Raw genomic sequence first — 19,927 nt, 5'->3', positions numbered from 1 at the left:
TGTGTGCCGTCACCAGGCAGCGGCCGGGCAGGGGGTGGGCAGCGGCCGGGCAGGGGGTGATCGCTGTCGCATCGACGGCTTCCTGACCTTCCGTCAGATTGAAACGTGTTCTACTCTTGCGCCCGTTCCAGTGGCTGCGACCGACGAGGATCCGCATGGGCATCGGAATCACCGAAGAACACAGGGGGTTGGCGCGGGCCGTACAGGGCCGGCTGGCCCGCGCCGTGCCGCCCGAGGAGGCGCGCAGGCTCCTCGACGCAGAGGCCCCCGCAGGCCCCGCCCCGCGCCCCGGCTACTGGGACGGGTTCGCGGAGCAGGGGCTCCTCTCCGTCCACCTGCCCGAGGAGTGCGGCGGCGGGGGAGGCGGGCTCCTCGACCTGGCCGTGGTCCTGGAGGAGACCGGCCGGGCCGGGCTGCCCGGCCCGTACCTCGCGAGCGCCCTCGCCTCCGCAGTACTGCACGCGGCGGGCGCCGAGGAGACGCTGCGCGAGCTGGCGTCCGGCGCACGCATCGGTGCCGTCGCCCTCGGCACGGGCACCCTCACCGCCGTGGAACACGGCGACGGCCACCTGCTCGACGGCACGGCCCCGCCCGTACTCTCCGGCGCCCAGGCCGACCTGCTCCTGCTCCCCGCCGAATCCGCCACCGGCACCCTCTGGTTCGCCGTCGATGCCACCGCCGAAGGGCTGACGGCCCGAAGTCACCGCGGCACCGACCCGACCCGGCCCACTGCCGAGATCCGCGCCGACGGCGTCCTCGTCCCCGCGCGGCGCCTGGTACGGGCCGACAGCGCGCACGTCCGCGACCTGGCCGCAGTCCTCCTGTGCGCCGAGGCGTGCGGCATCGCCTCCCGGGCGCTCGACACCGCCGTCGAACACGCCAAGGCGCGCGAACAGTTCGGCCGCCCCATCGGACAGTTCCAGGCCGTCAAACACCTCTGCGCCGACATGCTCGTCCGGGTCGAGCGGGCCCGTGCCCTGGTATGGGACGCGGCCAGAGCCGCTGGGGAACCGGACCCGGACGCGCGCTCCCTGGCCGCCGCGCTCGCCGCGTCGGACGCCCTCGACGCCGCGCACGGCTGCGCCAAGGACTGCATTCAGATCCTCGGCGGCATCGGCTTCACCTGGGAGCACGACGCCCACCTGTATCTGCGCCGTGCCGTGGCCGTCCGGCAACTGCTGGGCGCCGGGGACGCCCACCGGCTGCGGGCCGTACGGCTCGCCGAGGCCGGGGCGCGCCGCGAACTCGCCCTCGAACTCCCCGCCGAGGCCGCCGCCCACCGCGACGCGGCGCGCGAGGCCGTCGCCGCCGCCCGCGGCCTCGACCCGAAGGAGGCCCGCCGCGTCCTCGCCCCCACCGGATACGCCGCCCCGCACCTCCCCGCCCCGTACGGTCTGGGCGCCGGACCCCTGCAACAACTCGCCGTACAGCAAGAGTTGAAGGACCAGGACGTGCGGCTGAGCGATCTCGGGATCGCCACCTGGGTGATTCCCTCGCTCATCGCCCACGGATCGCCCGAGCAGCAGGAGCGCTACCTGCTGCCCACCCTGCGCGGCGAACTCTCCTGGTGCCAGCTGTTCTCCGAACCGGGCGCGGGTTCCGACCTCGCCTCGCTCCGGACGCGGGCGGAGCGCACCGGGAAGGGATGGCGGATCAACGGCCAGAAGGTGTGGACGAGCGCCGCCCGGACGGCCGACCACGGCATCCTGCTGGCCAGGACCGATCCGGACGCGCCCAAGCACCGGGGGATCGGGTACTTCCTCGTCGACATGAAGAACACCGAGGGCATCGACATCCGCCCGTTGCGGGAGATCACCGGGGACTCCCTCTTCAACGAGGTGTTCCTCGACGACGTCCTGCTGCCCGAGGACGCGCTCGTCGGCGCGGCCGACGAAGGCTGGCGGGTCGCCCGCAACACCCTCGGCAACGAACGCGTCCACATGGCCGACCAGTTGACCTTCGGCACCGGCCTGGAGGCGCTGATCGCCCGCGCCGGTGAACTCGACGGCACCCACCGGGCCCGGATCGGCGCCCTCGCCGCCGAGGCCCACGCACTCGCCTGCATCTCCCTGCGGACCACCCTGCGCCAGGTGTCCGGCCTCGAACCCGGTGCGGGGGCCTCCGTGCGCAAGCTCGTCCAGACCACCCATCAGCAGAAGGTCGCCGAACTCGCCCTCGAACTCCTCGGCCCCGCCGGAGCCACCGCCGAGGGAGCCGCCGAGCGGGCCGTGCACGGCTTCCTGATGTCCCGCTGCCTGACCATCGCGGGCGGCACCACCCAGGTGCAGCTCAACGTCGTCGCCGAACGCATCCTCGGCCTCCCGCGCGACTGAGGACCTGCCGGGCGACTGAGGACCTGCCGGGTGACGGAGGACCTGCCGGGTGACCGGCCTCCGCACGACCGAAGCAACGGAAGGAATCCGGCCATGAAGGCATCCACCAGGGCGTACATCGTCGGTGTCGGGATGACGCGGTTCGAGAAACCCGAGACCCGCGACTGGCAGTACTGGGACATGGCGAAGGAGGCCGGGACGGCCGCCCTCGCCGACGCCGGGATCGACTACGCACGGGTGCGGCAGGCCGCCGTCGGCTACTGCTTCCAGCCGTCCACCGCCGGGCAGCGGGCCGTGTACGGACTCGGCCTGACCGGCATACCCGTCTACAACGTCAACAACAACTGCGCCACCGGCTCCACCGCTCTCATGATGGCCCGTCAGTTCGTCGAGGGCGGTACGAGCGACTGCGTCCTCGCGCTCGGCTTCGAGAAGATGGCGCGCGGCTCGCTCGGCGGGGGCGGCGCCGACGGCGGCGCGTCGGACTTCAGGACGTCGCCCGTCGCCCGCCACTACGGGGTCATGGCCGCCGCCCACGGCTTCGAGGCGAGCCCGCCCACCGCCCAGATCTTCGGCAACGCGGCCCGCGAGCACATGGACCGGTACGGGACGACCGAGGCACAGCTCGCCGCGGTCGGCGCGAAGAACCACCGGCACTCGGCGAACAACCCGTACGCCCAGTTCCAGGACCCGTACACGGTCGACGAGATCCTCGCCGCGCGGACCGTCCACCGCCCGCTCACCAAGCTCCAGTGCTCGCCCACCTCCGACGGCTCGGCCGCCGTCGTCGTCGTCTCGGAACGCTTCGTCGAGGACCACGGTCTCGGCGACCGGGCGGTCGAGATCGTCGCCCAGGCCATGACCACCGACACCGAGGACTCCTTCGCCTCCGGCACCTGCATCGACGCGGTCGGACAGCCGATGTCGCGGGCCGCCGCACGGCAGGTGTACGAGGCGTCCGGGCTCTGTGCCTCCGACCTCGACGTCATCGAGCTGCACGACTGCTTCTCCATCAACGAACTCCTCACCTACGAGGCGCTCGGGCTGTGCGGCGAGGGCGAGTCCGGGAAGCTCGTCGAGTCCGGGGCCACCACCTACGGCGGCCGGTGGGTGGTCAACCCGTCCGGCGGACTGATCTCCAAGGGCCACCCGCTCGGCGCCACCGGCCTCGCCCAGGCCGCCGAACTCACCTGGCAGCTCAGGGGGGAGGCGGGGGAGCGTCAGGTGAAGGACGCCCGGACCGGTCTCGCCCACAACATCGGACTCGGCGGAGCGGCGGTGGTGACGCTGCTGCGGCGGTAGGCCGCCCGCACGCCCCTCGGCCGCGCACGCCTCGCCGGGCCGGTGCGCGCCGCCGTTCCGCGGGCGCCACCCGACGCCGGCGCCGACGTCGGTCCCGCCCTCGATCGTCCGGCAGCGGGACCGTGCACGCGCGGGGCTCGCCCCTAGCGGTCGGAACCGGCCGGTGCCGACAGTTCCGCGGGACGCGAGGAGGAGGCGTCCCGTGCGGGCCCCCGCGCACCCGCCGCATCCGGTTCCGCGCCGTCGCCCCTGCCCGTCACGGGGCCCGGGACGGCGGTGTCCCGTCGGAGCAGTCCGCGGACGGCCCCGGGCACGGTGACGTTCAGATGCGCGCCGAGCGGGAAGCAGAGCACCACCAGACCGCCGATCATGGCCAGGGCGAAACTCCACAGACCCATCATCACGGCGATGGAGAGATGGAAGAGAAACCCTGCGGCGAACAGGCGCCAGCGCCAGCGCTGCGCGAGCAACAGGCTCGCGGCGAGACCGATCTCGATCACCAGGGGAACCCAGGTGAGCAGCGCGACACCCAAGGGGGATGCGAGCACCGGGTCGACCAGGGGCTGGAGCGGGCCGGGCGCGCCGAACGAGAGGCTGTGTCCCCAGTACCACATCGCGGTGCCATCGGCCCATTCCGCGTGCGGCAGCTTGGCGACACACGACTGGAAGTAGAGGAACGACATCTGGAGTCGCACGAGCACCAGTCCCGTCGCCCCCAGGAGCACGGCCCCGGGACGGCCCGACGCGGCCCCCTCCGGGAGCGGCCGCCAGTGCCAGCGCCGGGGATCGCCGAGCGCGGTGAGGGCGAGCAGCGAGGAAAGGACCACGGTGACCTGGTCGCCGCCGTCGGCGATGGCGATTTCGGAGAAGACGCTGAAGGACACCCAGGCATGCGGAAGCGCGGTCCATCTGGGACGCCATCCGCAGGCCACGACGAGGAGGACGAGAACACACAGCCATCGGGTCGCGGTCAGGCCGTTCTCCGGCGCCAGACAGAACACACCTGCCCGCATCGGACCGGCGCAGATGGGGTAGTCGCCCTGTGTCGCCACGGGACGGAAGAGGGTTCCCGTACTGCTGAACGCCAGGGTGCCCATGGTGCCCAGCGCGAGAAGGGTGCGGGTCAGCCCGTACACGTTGGTCCAGGGAACGGGGACCGGCCTCAGCACGAGACGTCCAGCAGGGTGGCGGTCTCCGCGGTGCGAGTGGCGGGCACCAGGTCGCGCCAGGCCCACGGGGTGGGTTTCTGCTCGACCACCGCTATCCGCCCGCACAGGGTCGGCTCCGGTGTCCTGTTGGTGACCGCGGTGGCCGCCCGGGTCTTCTTCAGACACTCCTGGACCGGGCTCAGCTCGCAGGCGGTACGGGTGGCCTTGCGCGCCTCGTGGAGCAGCAGCGCGGTCTCGATGCCCTGGGAGCGCGAGACCCGGTCGAAGCCGTGCTCGGAGTGGCGGCCGAGCGAGGCGCTCGCCCAGGTGGAGCCGTTCCAGCGGAAGGGCTCGAACTCCGGGCTGCGCGCCGACTTCGTGAAGAAGGCCCAGCCCTGCGGCGTGACGGTGACCGCGACGGGCTTGACGGCCTTCTGGCCGGGCAGGGACAGAACGTTCTTCGGCAACTGCGTCTGAGCCACGTACAGGGCGACGACGACGCACAGAACGGCGGCCCCGGTGATCCACGCCCGGGGTACCTCCACCGTGTGCCGGGCGGACACGGTGATACCGCCGTTCGCCCCGTGCGGGTAATCCTTCCACCACATACTGTTCGTCTCTCCAAGGGTTCCGTACACGCCGGCTCCGGGTCCGGCCGACGGCGCGCCGGTACCCGAAGCCAGCAGTGCTCGTGGACGTGGTTCGCTCGGTCAGACGGTCTTCAGTACTCCGGTCAGCTCCGCCACGAGTTCATCCCTCGACAAGCTGTCCATCGGTGCCCTGCTCTTCACCACCACATTGATGACGGCGGCGGCGTTGACGAAGAAGCCCACGGTCGCCACGGCCATGGCCGCCGCCGCCACCGCCACGGTCACCACCAGGACCGCGCAGGTTCCCGACTCGCTGGGGGTCGTTCCGTCCGAGTCGGAGGCGTCGACCAGCAGCCGGGAGACGGAGGTCATGGCCTGGTCCACGAGTCTGGGGTCGCCGCTGCGCGCCTTGGCCGAGAAGTCGGCGAAGACACCGGGGGATCTCAGCTCTATCTTCTTGATCACGGTCGCCACGGCGCGGATGGCCTCGGGGGTGTCGTTCACACCTGGCTCGACGCCGTTGAGACGTCCGTCGGCTGCGAGCTTCTGGGCCACCGGCCCCTGGCCGAAGAAGAGTCCGGCGAAGAGCTGGTGGCCGTCCTCGACCGCCGAGAGTTCCGACTGCTCCGCCGATTCCGAACCGGCGCTCACAGCCTTGGTGTTCACGTGCGCGGGTGCCGCGTTCGCGCTGCCGACCGTCGTGAACGCCGCAGCGCCGGTCACCGCCGCAGCCGCAACAATGCTCACAATTCACCCATAGTGCTTCACGGGTGATTCCTGTCGGGAGAGGTTGTGTTGGTCTTGTGCGAGACGGCGCAATCCTGGTGGCTGATGTGACGTCAGGACAAGGTGCTTCTGAGTCGGCAGCGATGTGTTTCAGCCAAAGTCTGCCGAGTCGCCACATCCGGACCCGTCACTCAACTCAAGCTTGTTGTCAGGGATTTGCTCTTGCTGGGGGGTGATTTGTCATCAATGCGGTGGGCTATATATAGCCTGCGGCCGGAATTCGGTCGGGGTCGGCACCCCGCCTCCGTCACCGCTGTGGCGAGGGCGTCCCGTCGTCCCGACACGGTCGACGCCCGTCGGTGGACGGGCCACCGCGCACCGACGAACCGGTCGCCGTCCTGTCGTGCGGGCCGAGGACGAGACGCCGGTGGAACCCGTCGATTCCGGTGCGCCCACCGGTGGCTCGCCGTGATCACGAACCCGCCGCCCGGTTCGCCCTCGGTCCGCGCCGGGTCCGTCTGCCGCCGCACGGTCGAGGGGCGGCTGCGAGGATGCACACCATGGCCAATGTGACGACACCCGTGTCCCCCCGGCAGCAGCACGGCAACCACACCTGGGCGACGGTGCTCGCCGCCTGCGTCGGTCAGTTCCTCGTCGTGCTCGACGTGTCCGTCGTCAACGTCGCCCTGCCGTCCATGCGCATCGACCTCGACATGAGCACCGCGGGGCTTCAGTGGGTGCTCAACGCCTACTCCATCGCGTTCGCCGGTTTCATGCTGCTCGGCGGCCGTACCGCCGACATATACGGCCGCAAGCGGATGTTCCTCACCGGCCTCGGACTGTTCACCGCCGCCTCCCTGGCCGGCGGACTCGCCCAGGAGGGCTGGCAGGTACTCGCCGCCCGCGCCGCACAGGGGCTCGGCGCCGCCGTGCTCGCCCCCGCCACCCTCACCCTGCTCACCGCCGTGTTCCCCGAAGGACCGGCAAGAACAAAGGCGATCGGCACCTGGATGGCCGTCGGCGCGGGCGGCGGCGCGGCCGGCGGGCTGATCGGCGGCGTGCTCACCGACCTGCTCTCCTGGCGATGGGTCCTGCTGATCAACGTGCCCATCGGGGCGCTCGTCCTGATCGGCTCCGCGCTCCGGCTCACCGAAGGCCGGTCGGGCGAACGGCGACGGATCGACTTCCTCGGCGCGCTGCTGGTGACGGCGGGCCTTGCCGCCGTCGCGTACGGCATCGTGCAGACCGAGCAGGCGGGCTGGACGGCGGCACGGACCCTGACGCCCCTGCTCGGCGGAGTTGCCGTGCTCATCGTCTTCGTCGCGGTCGAGGCCGGGTCGGCCGAGCCGCTGATGCCGCTCAGGGTGTTCCGGGCACGGGCGGTGACCTCGGCGAACGCGGCGATGTTCGTCATCGGCTCCAGCACGTTCGCGATGTGGTACTTCATGACCGTGTACGCCCAGACGGTGCTGGGCTACACCCCGCTGAAGGCCGGACTCGCCCTGCTCCCCACGTCGTTGGCGGTGGTCCTCGGTTCGAAGTGCGCGCCCCGGATCATGGCCCGGGTCGGCGCGAAGAACCTGGCGCTCATCGGTACGGCCGTCGCCGCCGCCGGCTTCGGCTGGCAGTCCACGATGAGCGCCGACGGCTCGTACCTCACCGCGATCTGCCTGCCCGGCCTCCTGATGATGGCCGGTGCGGGCCTGGCGTCCACCCCGCTCGCCTCACTCGCCATCTCGGGCGTGGCACCGGGCGAGGCCGGTCTCGTCTCCGGTCTCGTCAACACGTCCCGCACGATGGGCGGCGCGCTCGGTCTCGCCATGCTCTCCACCGTCGCCGCGGCCCGCACCGCGGGCGGCACCGGACCCGAGGAACTCACCGCCGGGTACGCGCTCGCGTTCCGCACGGCCACCGCCGTCCTGCTCGGCGGCCTGCTGCTGATGGCCCTCTGGCTTCCGGGCCGTCGGTCCGCCGCACGGTGAACGGTCGTTCCCGGACCCGTCAGAGCCAGCCCTGCTGCCGGGCCGCCCGGACCGCTTCCATCCGGTTGCGGGTGCCCGTCTTGCCGATCGCGGACGACAGGTAATTGCGTACCGTCGACTCGGACAGATGCAGCTTCTCCGCGATGTCGGCGACCGTCGCCCCGTCCACCGAGGCGTTCAGCGCGTCCCGTTCCCGTGCGGTCAGCGGGCTCGGACCCGCGCTGAGCGCGGCGGCGGCCAGGGCCGGGTCGACGACGGTCTCGCCGCTCAGCACCCGGCGGATCGCGGAGGCGAGTTCCTCGACCGGGCCGTCCTTGACCAGGAAGCCCGCCGCCCCGGCCTCCATGGCCCGGCGCAGATAGCCGGGACGGCCGAACGTGGTCAGGATCAGCACCCGGCAGTCCGGTACCTCCTCGCGCAGGTCCGCAGCGGCGTCCAGACCGCTGCGGCCCGGGAGTTCGATGTCCAGCAGCGCCACGTCCGGACGGGAGGCCAGGGCCGCGCCCACGATCTCGTCCCCGGCGGCCACCTGCGCCACCACCTCGATGTCGGGCTCCAGACCCAGCAGCAGGGCCAAAGCACCCCGCATCATGCCCTGGTCCTCGGCGAGGAGGACGCGTACACACTTCGCGGGCCGGTGGTCCTGCGGCATCTCGTTCACGCGCAACAGGGTATGGCCGACGGGCCGATGAGAGGTGCTCGGCAACACCGCAGACATCGAGACCGGAGCGGCAGCCGATCAGGACTTCGGCGGGACGAAGGGCGTCAGGACCGGCTTCTCCGGCAGTCCTCCGTTGTTCTCGCACTGCAACTTCTTGGCCACGGCCAGGGATGCGGCATGTGCGATTTGCATGTTCTCATCCACGTAGTCCGGCCTGTTCTCCCGTGATGCTTGCGCGCGAACGAAGCTGCCGTAGATGCGCATCGGACGCTCCTTCGATCCCTCGAACTGAGGGCTCACGCACTCATAGTAGATGGATGCTCCCAGGGGGGATGCCGCGGCACGCTTCCCCATGAGGTAGTAGCGCTTCTTGCTCGAATATTTGTCTTCCAGGTCCCGTGGCATATACATATCGAAATAGATTCTCGAATCGCTTTTCGTTCCAATTCCTTGCGGACTGATTTCGCACAACGTGCCTCCGGGTGCCCAGTTGTGTCCCGACTCGTATGCTTTCTTCAATCCGTCAACGGCTCGTTGCATTCCTCCCTTTCCGTTCGAATCGAAGGATTTCGCACCCAGTACGGATTCGATCGTCTTCTCCAGTGGCCCCGAGAACAGCCCTTCGCATATCTGTCCTGCCTCGTAGTGGTCCGGTGGCTCCTCGCCGCAGGCGGACGTACTGACGCCGAGGATCACCATCATCCCGACAGCACCCCAAATGCGTCGCGATCGAACGGACTTCACGCGCCATACCCTTCTCGCGTTCTTCACCGAATCAGTCTTATGTCTGCGGGGCGCTGCCCTGCTGCTCCGCGCGGCTGTTTCCGACCTCGTATCCGATCAGCATGGATTCCTTCAGGTCCTGACGGAAATCGGAGTCGGTGGCAGTGGTATGTCTTTTCAGGAAATTCTCCATGGGTGCCTCGGCCATGGACTCGCCGCCACGGAACACGTTGGTCTTCTCTTCCCGAGTGAGTTGTTCGACCTCTTCCTTGTGGTCGTCCACGGACTTGTCGGAAAGGTCCCCGATGAAACCGCCGATCACTTGTTCCACGAGCCCGCTGCCCGCATCGGTCCCCAGTCCGATGAGTGTCGCCGCCGTACCTGCCGCTGCGACTGGCGGCAGAAAAGCGACACCTGCGGCTATGCCCACACCGGTGCCGAACTCGATCCAGCCGGATCGTGATGCAACGGCCTTTTCGTAGTCCTCTTGCTCCTTCATCTTCGAGGCCACGACCTGATCGGCACGGGACCGGTCGAGCAAGCCCTGAACCTCCGCACCCGTGCCCACTACTGCCCGCGCGCCACCTTGGTTGATCCGGTCGTCCGGGCCCACTTGGTGCTCCAGCATGCTGGAGCTGAGGATTTGCTCGGCGGTGGAGACCGTCGCGTATGCATCCGGGTGATGACCCAGGGTGGTGAGAAATTTGCGTGTGACGATTCTCCCGTCGCCTTCTTCCGTTTCGGAGAAGTCGATGCGGCCCGCCGATTCCTTGCCCGGTGCGAAGGGGCTGTCGGGATCGCTCTTGTCCAGACCCCAGTTGATGTCACTGATATATCCGGCTGCCATGTTCCCGAGGCTGTCGGACATCGCTGCGTGCGTTTTGGGCAGGCCGTCGTCCTTGCCGTACTTCTCCATGACCTCGCGCATGACCGTGGCGTTGCCCGCGTCCCGAGTGGCGCCCTCGTGCGGGCTGTCGTACGGATAGCCGAGAGTCGCCGCCTCCAAAGCGTGCCCCAGCGAGTCCGGCATGTATTCGAGCGCCTTCTTCTGCTCTTCCTCTCCGAATATGTCGATGTCCCCGAACGTCGTCCACTTCTCGTTCCCGAAGAAGTCGAGGTAGTTTTCGAAGGGGTTGCCCTTCTCGTTCTTGCCGAGGTTGGCCGTCGCGCCCTTGTTGATGGACCCGTCCTCGTTGTACGCCGTCGGGGCATCGGCGAAGAAGTGCTTTGCCGCATCGGGGCTGTGCCCGAGTGCCTCCAGCATGGAAATGGTCGGGTCGTAGCCGGAACCGTTGACGCCGGAGGGATTGAACGGGTTCTTGTCCGAGATGTTCGCCTTCTTGCTCTGGGCGAACAGGTACGGATCCTTCTGGTGCAGTTGGGCCACATGTTCGGCGATCGGGTTGAGGAACTTCGCGTCATAGTTGCCGTACCGCATGATGCCGCCGAGCAACTGGTAGCCGAAGGGCCCCTGGAAGTCGTACTTGGCCAGCGGGATGTGCTGCGTACCCAGTTTGCGAAGTTCCGGGCCCCACTTGTCACTGAATCCCTTGTCGTGGGAGGCGGTGGCCAGGTTGAGCCCCAGGTTCTTCTGAAGCTCCTGGACGTCCTTGAGCCGCTCCTTGTCGAGGTTTCCGTACGGGTAGGTGTCCTTTGACAGTTGACCGAAGAAAGCGAGGGACTTCTCGGGTCCGAGCTTCTCGTAGAAGGTCTTCGCGAATTCCGGGGAACCGGCGTTCTCGCGAAGCAGTTCATTGAACGACTGAAGCTCGGTGTGTGTGATGTCGCGCCCCTTCTTCGCGTACGCGACAGCCCGGTCCGCCTCCTCCTGGATCAGCTTCGTGTATTTCGGCGCGTTGAAGTCCTGGCGATCGGTGACGTTGGCCTCAAGAGCGTTCTTGAAGGCGACATCCGTGTCGTTGCAGTTGTGGACGATGAGGTCGATCTTCTTCTGCCACGCCTCGATGGTGGCCTGCTCCTTGCGCAGGAGCTCGGAGTAGTCCGGATCGTGCCGTGCGGCGGGGATCTCCGAAATGGGGTCCCGGGCCCTGACCTTTCCCTTGGCGTCGACATGGACGCCGGCTGCCGGTGCCTCGTCGTCCCGGATGCGGATCAGGTCGTCCTTGGCCTTCTTGATGGACGTGTGGGCATCATCGAGAATCTGTTTGACGCCCTTGGCCTCGGCCGCGGCGTCCTCGAACTCCTTGGCCGTCTTCCTGATGAATGCCTTGGTGACCCCGGCATTGACGCCCTCCCACTCGGCCTTTTCGGCCTTCGCCTTCATGCCGTCACGGGCATCCTCGGCCAGGCGCTCAAGCTTGGTGACCATCTCGGACCAGTCCTGGGCAGCTGCTTTCAGCTTGCCCACGGGCGCGTCGACGATGTCCTCGAACTTCAGCATGTATACGTTCCCCCGACGTACTACTTCAGATAATCGTTCAGCTTGGAGACCGAAATCAGATCACCGGAGATCTGGGCGTCGTCCTTGGCGTGGGCCGCCTTGCTGTAATCGAGATGATTCGAGATCTGTGCACAGGAATGCAGAAGCGTCCTCAGCTGCGTGTTCCACCGATCGTGCACCTTCAGCAGCGCCGATCCGCTCGAAAAGTTTCCGTTGCTCAACGCGAGCGACGTCTCGAACGTCGAGGGACGGGCGTGGTCGCCGTCCTTGGAGAGCCGGGCGTGCAACTCGTACGCTTCATGCCCAACGGCACCCAAGTTGTCCTGATTTACCGCCAGATCGGCGTCACTGGCCCCACTTTGTCCGCGTTCTCCGTTGCCAACGCCGTTGAGTCTCATATTGACCTGCTGCGTCGACTCCGCCCGAAGTGCTGCCCACTCCTCGTTGAACGTCACGAGTTCTCCGCGTTCCCTTCCCCCTGGGTGTCGCCACTGTCGTGACCACGGGTTCGTCAATGACCCAAGATATCTGGGCGTTTTGACCACTGGGAGGCCGGGGATGCCGCGCTTTTGATGCATCGGTCTCGAACGTGTGAACACGATTCCGGGCACGCGCGGCTCCCGCCCCGGCTTTTCTGCCGGGCGCCGGGTCCGTGACGCGAGTTCTACGGCTCGCCCACTTACCGGGTCGTGCCGGGAACCCGGTCCGGCCCCTCGTGGGAAGTGTCCTCGTCGGTCCCGTGGGCGGTCTCCGTTCCGTCCGTCGGCAGTTCCGCGCGGACCACGAAGCCGCCGTCCGGCTTGGGCCCCGCCGCCAGCGTGCCGCCCGCCGCCGCGAGGCGTTCGGTCAGGCCGGTCAGTCCGGTGCCGCCGATACCGGGCACGGCCGGGGTGTCGGGGGCGGGGCCGGTGCCGTCGTCCGTGACCGTCAGCCGGACCCGCTCCGGGCCGCCGTCGACCACGAACGAGCAGGCGGTGGCGCGGGAATGGCGGACGACGTTGGTCACCGCCTCCCGTACCACCCAGCCCAGCAGCGCCTCCGTCTGCGGGGCGAGCGGTGGTCCGGAGCGGCGCACCGTCGGTGCGATTCGGGCGGCGGTCAGTGCCGACCGGGCCCGGTCCAGCTCGGTGGCCAGGCTTCCCTCGCGGTAGCCGGTGACGGCCTCGCGGATCTCGGTCAGCGCCTGCCGGCCGACGGACTCGATGTCGGCGACCTGGGCGAGTGCCTCGTTCATGTCGCGCGGCGCGATCCGGCGTGCGGCCTCCGACTTGACCACGATCACGGACAACGTGTGGCCCAGCAGGTCGTGCAGGTCGCGGGAGAACCGCAGCCGTTCCTTCTCCACGGCGCTGCGGGCAAGTTCCTGCCGGGTGGCCCGCAGTTCCGTCACCGTTTCCGCCAGTCTGAGGATCGCGGAGGTCACCGCACCGGAGATGAAGGTGCCGTAGCCGATGGTCCACGGATCGGAGGAGTTGTTCCCGTGCCACACGGCGATGGTGGTGGCCGCCGCGGCGAGCGAGAGCAGACCGACGGCGAGCGACCAGTGGCGCAGGATGGTGCCGCAGGCCAGCGAGAGCAGCGGGAAGAACAGCAGCCAGCTGCCGCCGTAACCGATCGCCAGCGCGAAGGTGACGGCGGCCATCGCGGCGAGCAGCGCGTACGACACCGGACTCTCGCGCTTCCGCTTGTCGAAGCCCCGGAACACGACGGAGACGTAGAGGGAGTTGAAGGCGAACAGCCCGAGACCGCCGAGCCACGGGTTGGGAGCGTCGCCCTGGAAGAGGTTGGAGAAGGAGCCCAGGCCCAGCAGCAGCCAGGGCAGCAGGGTGTACGGGCCGGGCGGGCCGGGCCGTCGGTCCCCGCGTCGCCCGCGCCGTCCCCACCGCGGACCCGGCGGCGGGCACGCGCCCCCGTCAGCACCGGGGTACGCGCCTTCATCCGCACCGGGGTACGCGCCTTCATCCGCACCGGCGCACTCGCCCCCGTCCGCACCGGGGCGAGCACCCGTGTCGGCCCCGGTGCCCGCCTCCGCGTCCGTCCGCGGGACGGCCCCGGCCCCCGCCGTTCGGTACCTGGGCATGTTCACTCCCGTCACATGGTCCTCGCGGACCGACGGTACGAGACCACCCCGTACGCGCCGAACAGCAGCAGCCACGCGCAGAGCACGGCGATCGTGCCCGCGCCGGGCGCGTGTCCCTCGGTGACCGCCCAGCCCAGGTCGGCGAACCGGTGGGCGGGGGTGAACACGCCGAAGGAACGCAGCCACCCGGGCAGCAGCTCCAGCGGGAACCACAGTCCGCCGACGATCGCGAAGCCCATCAGGCAGGCCATGTTGACCGCTCCGGTGCCCTGCGGGGTGAGCCGGTAGCCGTTGCCGAGGCCGAGCAGGGTGAACGGCAGTGCGCCGATCCACAGCAGCAGCGTCAGCGCCACCCACTGCCACACGTCCAGTCGCACCCCGTTGACCAGTCCACCCGCCAGCAACACCGTGAGGATCGTCGGCAGGACGGTCACCGAACCGCTGATTGTCCGTCCCACCACCGCGTGCGACGGGGCGAGCGGTGTGACACGCAGTTGCCGGAGCCAGCCGAGCGTCCGGTCGGACGCCACACCGGTGCCGATCGACATGGCGGAACTCAGTGCACCGTACGCGGCGATGCCGACCATCGAGGTCGTCTTCCAGCCGTCGGCACCGTCGCCCCCGCCGATGTTGGTGAAGAGCAGGTACATCATCACCGGCATCCCGGTCCCGAAGATCAGGAAGAAGCCGTCGCGCAGGGTTCTGCGCACCTCCAGTACGACATAGGCGAACATCAGACGGCCCCTTCCTCGCGAGCGGTGACGGATGCCGCGTCGGCGTGCGCCGTGAGCGCGAGGAACGCGTCCTCCAGCGTGGCCCGGGACACCTGGAGGCCGCGGATCGCGCCGAGCCGGGCCAGCTCCACGACCGTGGCGTCCGAGTCGTCCGTGTACAGCCGTGCCCGGTCCCCGGACACCTCGACGGTGACGACCCCCGGCAGCCGTTCCAATCCCTCGGCCGGCCGGCCCGCCAGGTCGAAGGCGACCAGGGAGTGCCCGGCCGAGGCCCTGATCTCGGCGCCGGTGCCGTTCGCGACGACGCGTCCCCGGTCGACGACGACGATCCGGTCGGCGTTCCCGTCCGCCTCCTCCAGGTAGTGGGTGGAGAACAGGACGGTGTTGCCGCGCCGGGCATAGGCCCGCATCGAGTCCCAGAACGTCCGGCGCGCCTCCACGTCCAGGGCGGCGGTCGGCTCGTCCAGAACGATGAGTTCCGGGCTGCCGGCCAGGGCGACGGCGAAGCGGACGCGTTGGGTCTGGCCGCCGGAGAGCTTGTCGACGCGCCGGTTCGCGAAGTCGGTGAGCCCCGCGAGCGAGAGTGCCTCGGCCACCGGCATCGGCCGCGGGTAGGTCGAGGCGACGAACGCGATCAGCTCACGGACGGTGACCCGCTGAATGGGCCGTCCGTCCTGGAGCATGGCGCCGACCAGACCGGCGCGTACCGCCTGCTCCGGTGTGCGGCCCAGCACTCGCACGCTCCCGGAGTCCGGCTCGTCCAGCCCCAGCAACAGGCCGATGGTGGTGGACTTGCCCGCGCCGTTGCGGCCGAGCAGGGCCACGGTCTCGCCGCGCCCGACGGACAGGTCGATCCCGTCCGCGGCCCGTACGGTCCGCCCGGCGCGGCCGAAGCACTTGACGACCGAGGAGAGGACCACCGCGGCCGTGTTCCCCGCGTCGCCCGCCCGCCCGGCCGTCGGCTCCGTGCCCGTTCCCGTGCCCGATCCCGTTCCTGTTGTCGACTGCCCCGCCGCCGGACGCCCCGGCGCTTTCGCCGGTGCCGTCGGCCCCGCCGTTCCGTTCCCCGTTGTCCCTGTCATGGCAACGACACTACGGAGGGCGTCGTCCGGCCCGGCAGAGGCAGGTGTACGGACATCGCGATGACAAATGTCATGGCCGACGGGACGGCCCCGGCATGAATCTGACGGATCGTCAGCGAACGTCTTCACAACGATCCGGGGCTGCGTTATACATGGGTCATCGGCTGGAACACGTTCTAGTGCTGGGGCGGACATGGCCCGTCGCGGCACGGGTGCCCCTCCCGGCGGGCTTCGCCCCGTCGCGGACGAGGCCGGTCACGGCACCGGTGTCGTGACCGGCGAACGTCGCCGGGGAGGGGTGGTGGACGGGCGTCGCGGCCGATCCCGCACGACCTCGGCGCGGTCGACGGTGCGGACGGTCGCGCCGAGGTCTCCCACCATCAAGGAGCAGCTTCCTCATGCCCATTGATGCCGAAAAGGCAGTCGCCGCCGAACCCCGCTCCACCCGGATCGCCTGGGACCACAAGGACGTCCAGCTCTATCACCTGGGCATCGGCGCGGGCACCGTCCCCGGCCGGGCCGACGCCGCCACCGACCCCGGCGAGCTGCGCTACACCCTGGAGTCCAGGCTCCAGGTGCTGCCCTCCTTCGCCACGGTCGCGGGCGCGGGCACGGGGATGGCCGGCGGGCTCGCGTCCCCCGGCGTCGACATCGACCTCGCCGCCGTCCTGCACGGCGGGCAGGGGGTCACGGTGCACCGGCCGATCCCGGTGAAGGGCGACGCCGTGCAGACCTCGAAGGTCGCGGCGGTGTACGACAAGGGCAAGGCGGCGGTTCTGGTGCTGCGCACCGAGGCCGCGGACGACGAGGGCCCGCTGTGGACCAACGACTCCCAGATCTACGTCCGCGGCGAGGGCGGCTTCGGCGGTGAGCGCGGCCCCTCCGGGCGGACCGCGTACCCGGCCGCCGCCCCGGACCATGTCGTGGAGCGCCCGATCCGCCCCGACCAGGCGTTGCTGTACCGCCTCTCCGGGGACTGGAACCCGCTCCACGCCGACCCCGAGTTCGCGGCGCGGGCCGGATTCGACCGGCCGATCCTGCACGGGCTGTGCACCTACGGGATGACGCTCAAGGCCGTCACGGACACGGTGCTCGGCGGCGAGGTGAGCCGTATCCGCTCCTACCGCACCCGGTTCGCCGGGATCGTCCTTCCCGGCGAGACCCTGCGCATCCGGATGTGGACCGGCGAGGGCCACGTCCGGGTCGAGGTGAGCGCCGTCGAGCGGGACGACGCACCGGTGCTCGGCGACACCTTCGTCGAACACTCCTGAATCCATTCCAGGTGCCGTGACCGGCACCGGCGACTCCGACCCGTTCCGGCGATTCCGTCGATTGCGAGCGATCCACCGGCCCAGCACACCGGGCCCACGACACGGTCCCACGAGGGGAGCCCGCACCATGCGCGCAGCCGTACTGCACGAAATAGGCAAGGACGAACTGGAGGTGCTCGACGACGTCGAGGCCGTGGGCTTCGGTCCGGGAAAGGTCCGGCTCCGCATCCGGGCCACCGGGCTGTGCCACTCCGACGTCTCCGCGATGAACGGGGTGCTGCCGCAGCCCGCCCCGTTCGTCCCGGGCCACGAGGGCGCGGGCGAGGTCATCGACGTCGGCGACGGCGTCACCGGGCTGAGCGCGGGCGACCGGGTGCTGGTCTGCTGGCTGCCGGCCTGCGGTGCGTGCCCGTCCTGCAAGCGCGGCCAGACCCAGCTCTGCCTCGCCGGGTTCATGAACGCGGGCACCCCCAACTTCAGGCGTGCCGGCGGGGACGTCTTCGGCTTCGCCGGTACCGGCACCTTCACCGAGGAGGTCGTCGTCGGCGCGGGCTGCGCGGTGCCGATCCCCGACGACGTCCCGTTCGAGATCGCCGCCCTGATCGGCTGCGGGGTGACCACGGGGCTGGGCGCTGCCATCAACACCGCCCGGGTGGAAGCCGGTTCGTCGGTCGCCGTGATCGGCTGCGGTGGCGTCGGCATCTCGACCGTCCAGGGCGCCCGGGTGCAGGGCGCGGCCCAGATCGTCGCCGTGGACCCGGTCGCCTCCCGGCGCGAGGCGGCGCTCCGGTTCGGCGCGACCGAGGCCGTGTCGCCCGAGGAGTTCGCCGACGCCGGACGACGGATCACCGCGGGCGAGGGCTTCGACTACGTCTTCGAGGTCGTCGGCAAGTCCGCCACGGCCCGCACGGCGTACGAGAACACCCGGCGCGGGGGCACCCTGTGCATCGTCGGCGCGGGCGCGATGGACGACAACTTCCAGGTCAACATGTTCGAGCTGTTCTTCGACGAGAAGCGCATCCTGCCCTCCATGTACGGCGGCGGCGACGTGCTCCGCTCCTACGAACGGGCCATCGCGCTCTGGCGGGCCGGCCGCATCGACCTCGAATCGATGATCACCCACCGGGTCCGGCTGGACGACATCAACGACGCACTCGACCAGATGCGCACCGGCACGTCGCTGCGCACCTGCGTCGAGATCTGATGCCCCGGCCCGCCACCCGCCGCGGACCGGACCCGTTGTCCCCGTCCGCCACCCGCCGCGGACCGGGCCCGCCGTCCTTGTCGGACACCCGCCCCGTTCCCTCCCGAGAGGCTCCGAGAATCCGATGACACCTTCCCAGTCACTTCCCCTGGACGGCCTGTGCGCGATCGTCACGGGCGCGGGCCGCGGCCTCGGACGCGTCGAGGCGCTGGAACTGGCCAGGCTCGGTGCGTCCGTGGTCGTCAACGACTACGGGCAGCCCGGCCGCGACGGCTCCGGCGAGGCGTCAATGGCGCCCGCCCAGGGGGTCGTCGACGAGATCCGTACGGCGGGCGGCCGGGCGATCGCGCACCTCGGCGACGTCTCCGACCAGGACCAGGCCCGCTCCCTGGTGGAACTCGCCGTCACCACCTACGGAAAACTCGACATCCTGGTCAACAACGCGGGCATCCTGCGTGACCGGATGATTTTCTCGATGACCGAGGACGAGTGGGACTCCGTCATCCGGGTCCACCTCAAGGGCCACTTCAACACCATGCACTTCGCCGCTGCCCACTGGCGCGCGCGTTCCAAGGAGTCCGGCGGCCCGGTTCACGGCCGGATCGTCAACAGTGCCTCCGAGGCGTTCCTGGCCGGTTCGGCGGGCCAGCCGAACTACGCGGCGGCCAAGGGCGGCATCGTCGGTCTCACCACGTCCACGGCTCTCGCCCTGGCCAAGTACGGCGTCACCGCCAACGTCATCTGCCCACGCGCCCGCACCCGGATGACCGAGGACGTCTTCGCGGGCTTCCGGAAGCCGGAGGACGGCAGGCTCGACCCGCTCGCCCCCGAGCACGTCGCGCCGCTGGTCGGCTACCTCGCCTCCCCGGCGGCCGCCGGGGTCAACGGGCAGCTGCTCGTGGTGCACGGCGGAATGGTCGCGGTCGTCGAACGCCCCAGGGTGGCCGCGAAGTTCGACTCGGCGAAGGAGACGTTCTCGTTCGACGAGCTGGACGAGGTGCTCTCCCCGTACTACGCGGACCGCCCGCCGAACGAGACCTTCGCGGCGACGGAGATACTCGGCCTGAAACGGGGCTGATTGCGACCCTCCGGCGGGCGGGCCGGCCACGACCGTGTGGTGAACGGGGCAGCCCGGTGAAACGGACCGGCCGGTGAACGTCGTGTTGCGGTTGAACGCTCGGGTCGGACCGGGCCGGCCGGGACCGCCGCCGGGATCGGACCCGGGCGGTGAACGGGTGGGCCCCGGAAGCCGATCGGCTCCCGGGGCCCACCCGTCCCTCGTTGTCGTATCCGTGCGGTCAGGCCGCCCGGCTGTCCCCCTCGGAGGGGCGGCGGTGGCGGCCGTGCGGCTGTGCTGCCGTGTCGTCCGTCGACACACCCCCTCGGTGCTTTCCGGAGCCGCCGGCTTCGGCCCGTTCCGCGTCCGCCCCCAGCGGGCGCGTGCGGGTCGTGTCGGTGCGGGCTTCAGACATGTGGGAAGTCACCCCGTCGTGATCGCTTGCGTGTGAGTGTCACCAGGGCCGATCACGCCACCGCAACAGGACACGGTCACCTCCGGCGACCGTCGGCGCGGTTGCGTGGCCCAGGGCCGAAATCTTACGACCTGGGGAGCAATAGGGAGTGGATCAGCGAGCGGCGTCATGCGGCTTCGAATCCAAGGCGGAGGAGGGAGGCGACGTGGAGCGTCGGT

16 protein-coding genes are annotated in these 19,927 nt (G+C 69.9%); 6 read left to right on the top strand and 10 right to left on the bottom strand.

What is annotated here, in order from left to right; translation table 11 throughout:
- Nucleotides 1–155 precede the first annotated feature (155 nt).
- Nucleotides 156–2,333, top strand: coding sequence for an acyl-CoA dehydrogenase (locus ACFC79_RS04195; RefSeq protein ID WP_376234972.1), 2,178 nt, complete (start codon nucleotides 156–158; stop codon nucleotides 2,331–2,333).
- Between the two features lie 93 nt (nucleotides 2,334–2,426).
- Nucleotides 2,427–3,635, top strand: a complete 1,209-nt coding sequence (locus ACFC79_RS04190) for a lipid-transfer protein (RefSeq protein ID WP_376234970.1) — start codon at nucleotides 2,427–2,429, stop codon at nucleotides 3,633–3,635.
- 143 nt (nucleotides 3,636–3,778) lie between these two features.
- Here ACFC79_RS04190 and ACFC79_RS04185 read toward each other — a convergent pair whose 3' ends face one another.
- The 3 genes from ACFC79_RS04185 to ACFC79_RS04175 form a co-directional block, all read right to left on the bottom strand.
- Nucleotides 3,779–4,804 (bottom strand): sporulation-delaying protein SdpB family protein, encoded by a 1,026-nt coding sequence (locus ACFC79_RS04185; protein WP_376234967.1) that lies wholly within the window; start codon nucleotides 4,802–4,804, stop codon nucleotides 3,779–3,781.
- Nucleotides 4,798–5,391: an SdpA family antimicrobial peptide system protein gene (locus ACFC79_RS04180; RefSeq protein ID WP_376234965.1), complete on the bottom strand. Its 594-nt coding sequence runs from the start codon at nucleotides 5,389–5,391 to the stop codon at nucleotides 4,798–4,800. The genes ACFC79_RS04185 and ACFC79_RS04180 overlap by 7 nt, the downstream gene beginning before the upstream one ends.
- A gap of 102 nt (nucleotides 5,392–5,493) precedes the next feature.
- Complete coding sequence (locus ACFC79_RS04175) at nucleotides 5,494–6,120, bottom strand: sporulation delaying protein family toxin (RefSeq protein ID WP_376234962.1); 627 nt, start codon at nucleotides 6,118–6,120, stop codon at nucleotides 5,494–5,496.
- Nucleotides 6,121–6,659: 539 nt separating this feature from the next.
- On the opposite strand from ACFC79_RS04175, the gene ACFC79_RS04170 reads away from it, so the two are divergent.
- Entirely contained in the window at nucleotides 6,660–8,081 is a 1,422-nt protein-coding gene (locus tag ACFC79_RS04170) for an MFS transporter (protein WP_376234960.1), read from the top strand.
- Nucleotides 8,082–8,100: 19 nt separating this feature from the next.
- Here the strand turns inward: ACFC79_RS04170 and ACFC79_RS04165 are convergent, their stop codons facing one another.
- The 7 genes from ACFC79_RS04165 to ACFC79_RS04135 all read right to left on the bottom strand — a co-directional run bounded on the left by ACFC79_RS04165 (nucleotide 8,101) and on the right by ACFC79_RS04135 (nucleotide 15,600).
- Complete coding sequence (locus ACFC79_RS04165; protein WP_376235785.1) at nucleotides 8,101–8,733, bottom strand: response regulator; 633 nt, start codon at nucleotides 8,731–8,733, stop codon at nucleotides 8,101–8,103.
- Between the two features lie 87 nt (nucleotides 8,734–8,820).
- Nucleotides 8,821–9,444: a hypothetical protein gene (locus ACFC79_RS04160; protein ID WP_376234958.1), complete on the bottom strand. Its 624-nt coding sequence runs from the start codon at nucleotides 9,442–9,444 to the stop codon at nucleotides 8,821–8,823.
- A 79-nt stretch (nucleotides 9,445–9,523) separates the two neighbouring features.
- The gene (locus ACFC79_RS04155; protein WP_376234956.1) at nucleotides 9,524–11,866 is read right to left on the bottom strand and encodes a hypothetical protein; all 2,343 of its coding nucleotides are present in this window, start codon (nucleotides 11,864–11,866) and stop codon (nucleotides 9,524–9,526) included.
- 20 nt (nucleotides 11,867–11,886) lie between these two features.
- Nucleotides 11,887–12,321, bottom strand: coding sequence for a hypothetical protein (locus ACFC79_RS04150; protein WP_376234954.1), 435 nt, complete (start codon nucleotides 12,319–12,321; stop codon nucleotides 11,887–11,889).
- Between the two features lie 224 nt (nucleotides 12,322–12,545).
- Nucleotides 12,546–13,946, bottom strand: a complete 1,401-nt coding sequence (locus ACFC79_RS04145) for a sensor histidine kinase (protein WP_376234952.1) — start codon at nucleotides 13,944–13,946, stop codon at nucleotides 12,546–12,548.
- An 11-nt stretch (nucleotides 13,947–13,957) separates the two neighbouring features.
- Nucleotides 13,958–14,680, bottom strand: coding sequence for an ABC transporter permease (locus tag ACFC79_RS04140; RefSeq protein WP_376234950.1), 723 nt, complete (start codon nucleotides 14,678–14,680; stop codon nucleotides 13,958–13,960).
- Nucleotides 14,680–15,600 carry an ABC transporter ATP-binding protein gene (locus tag ACFC79_RS04135; protein ID WP_376235782.1) on the bottom strand — a complete coding sequence of 307 codons (921 nt, stop codon included), beginning with the start codon at nucleotides 15,598–15,600 and terminating at the stop codon, nucleotides 14,680–14,682. The genes ACFC79_RS04140 and ACFC79_RS04135 overlap by 1 nt, the downstream gene beginning before the upstream one ends.
- 560 nt (nucleotides 15,601–16,160) lie before the next feature.
- Here ACFC79_RS04135 and ACFC79_RS04130 point away from each other — a divergent pair.
- From ACFC79_RS04130 to ACFC79_RS04120, 3 genes are all read left to right on the top strand, one after another.
- Nucleotides 16,161–17,033 carry a MaoC/PaaZ C-terminal domain-containing protein gene (locus ACFC79_RS04130; RefSeq protein WP_376234947.1) on the top strand — a complete coding sequence of 291 codons (873 nt, stop codon included), beginning with the start codon at nucleotides 16,161–16,163 and terminating at the stop codon, nucleotides 17,031–17,033.
- 127 nt (nucleotides 17,034–17,160) lie between these two features.
- Complete coding sequence (locus tag ACFC79_RS04125) at nucleotides 17,161–18,237, top strand: Zn-dependent alcohol dehydrogenase (protein ID WP_376234945.1); 1,077 nt, start codon at nucleotides 17,161–17,163, stop codon at nucleotides 18,235–18,237.
- Nucleotides 18,238–18,361: 124 nt separating this feature from the next.
- The gene (locus tag ACFC79_RS04120; RefSeq protein ID WP_376234943.1) at nucleotides 18,362–19,315 is read left to right on the top strand and encodes a 3-oxoacyl-ACP reductase; all 954 of its coding nucleotides are present in this window, start codon (nucleotides 18,362–18,364) and stop codon (nucleotides 19,313–19,315) included.
- Nucleotides 19,316–19,927: the final 612 nt, after the last annotated feature.

This window comes from Streptomyces sp. NPDC056061 (genome assembly GCF_042266885.1).
Taxonomy (GTDB): Bacteria; Actinomycetota; Actinomycetes; order Streptomycetales; family Streptomycetaceae; genus Streptomyces.
The sequence above is the reverse complement of the archived record's forward strand: the minus strand, read 5'-3'. Positions and strand labels throughout refer to the sequence as shown.

Coding starts and splice junctions, on each gene's coding strand:
- ACFC79_RS04190 (WP_376234970.1), top strand. CDS start 2,427: ATGAAGGCATCCACCAGGGCGTACATCGTCGGTGTCGGGATGACGCGG.
- ACFC79_RS04120 (WP_376234943.1), top strand. CDS start 18,362: ATGACACCTTCCCAGTCACTTCCCCTGGACGGCCTGTGCGCGATCGTC.
- ACFC79_RS04125 (WP_376234945.1), top strand. CDS start 17,161: ATGCGCGCAGCCGTACTGCACGAAATAGGCAAGGACGAACTGGAGGTG.
- ACFC79_RS04180 (WP_376234965.1), bottom strand. CDS start 5,391: ATGTGGTGGAAGGATTACCCGCACGGGGCGAACGGCGGTATCACCGTG.
- ACFC79_RS04145 (WP_376234952.1), bottom strand. CDS start 13,946: ATGCCCAGGTACCGAACGGCGGGGGCCGGGGCCGTCCCGCGGACGGAC.
- ACFC79_RS04160 (WP_376234958.1), bottom strand. CDS start 9,444: ATGATGGTGATCCTCGGCGTCAGTACGTCCGCCTGCGGCGAGGAGCCA.
- ACFC79_RS04165 (WP_376235785.1), bottom strand. CDS start 8,733: ATGCCGCAGGACCACCGGCCCGCGAAGTGTGTACGCGTCCTCCTCGCC.
- ACFC79_RS04155 (WP_376234956.1), bottom strand. CDS start 11,866: ATGCTGAAGTTCGAGGACATCGTCGACGCGCCCGTGGGCAAGCTGAAA.
- ACFC79_RS04195 (WP_376234972.1), top strand. CDS start 156: ATGGGCATCGGAATCACCGAAGAACACAGGGGGTTGGCGCGGGCCGTA.
- ACFC79_RS04130 (WP_376234947.1), top strand. CDS start 16,161: ATGCCCATTGATGCCGAAAAGGCAGTCGCCGCCGAACCCCGCTCCACC.
- ACFC79_RS04170 (WP_376234960.1), top strand. CDS start 6,660: ATGGCCAATGTGACGACACCCGTGTCCCCCCGGCAGCAGCACGGCAAC.
- ACFC79_RS04140 (WP_376234950.1), bottom strand. CDS start 14,680: ATGTTCGCCTATGTCGTACTGGAGGTGCGCAGAACCCTGCGCGACGGC.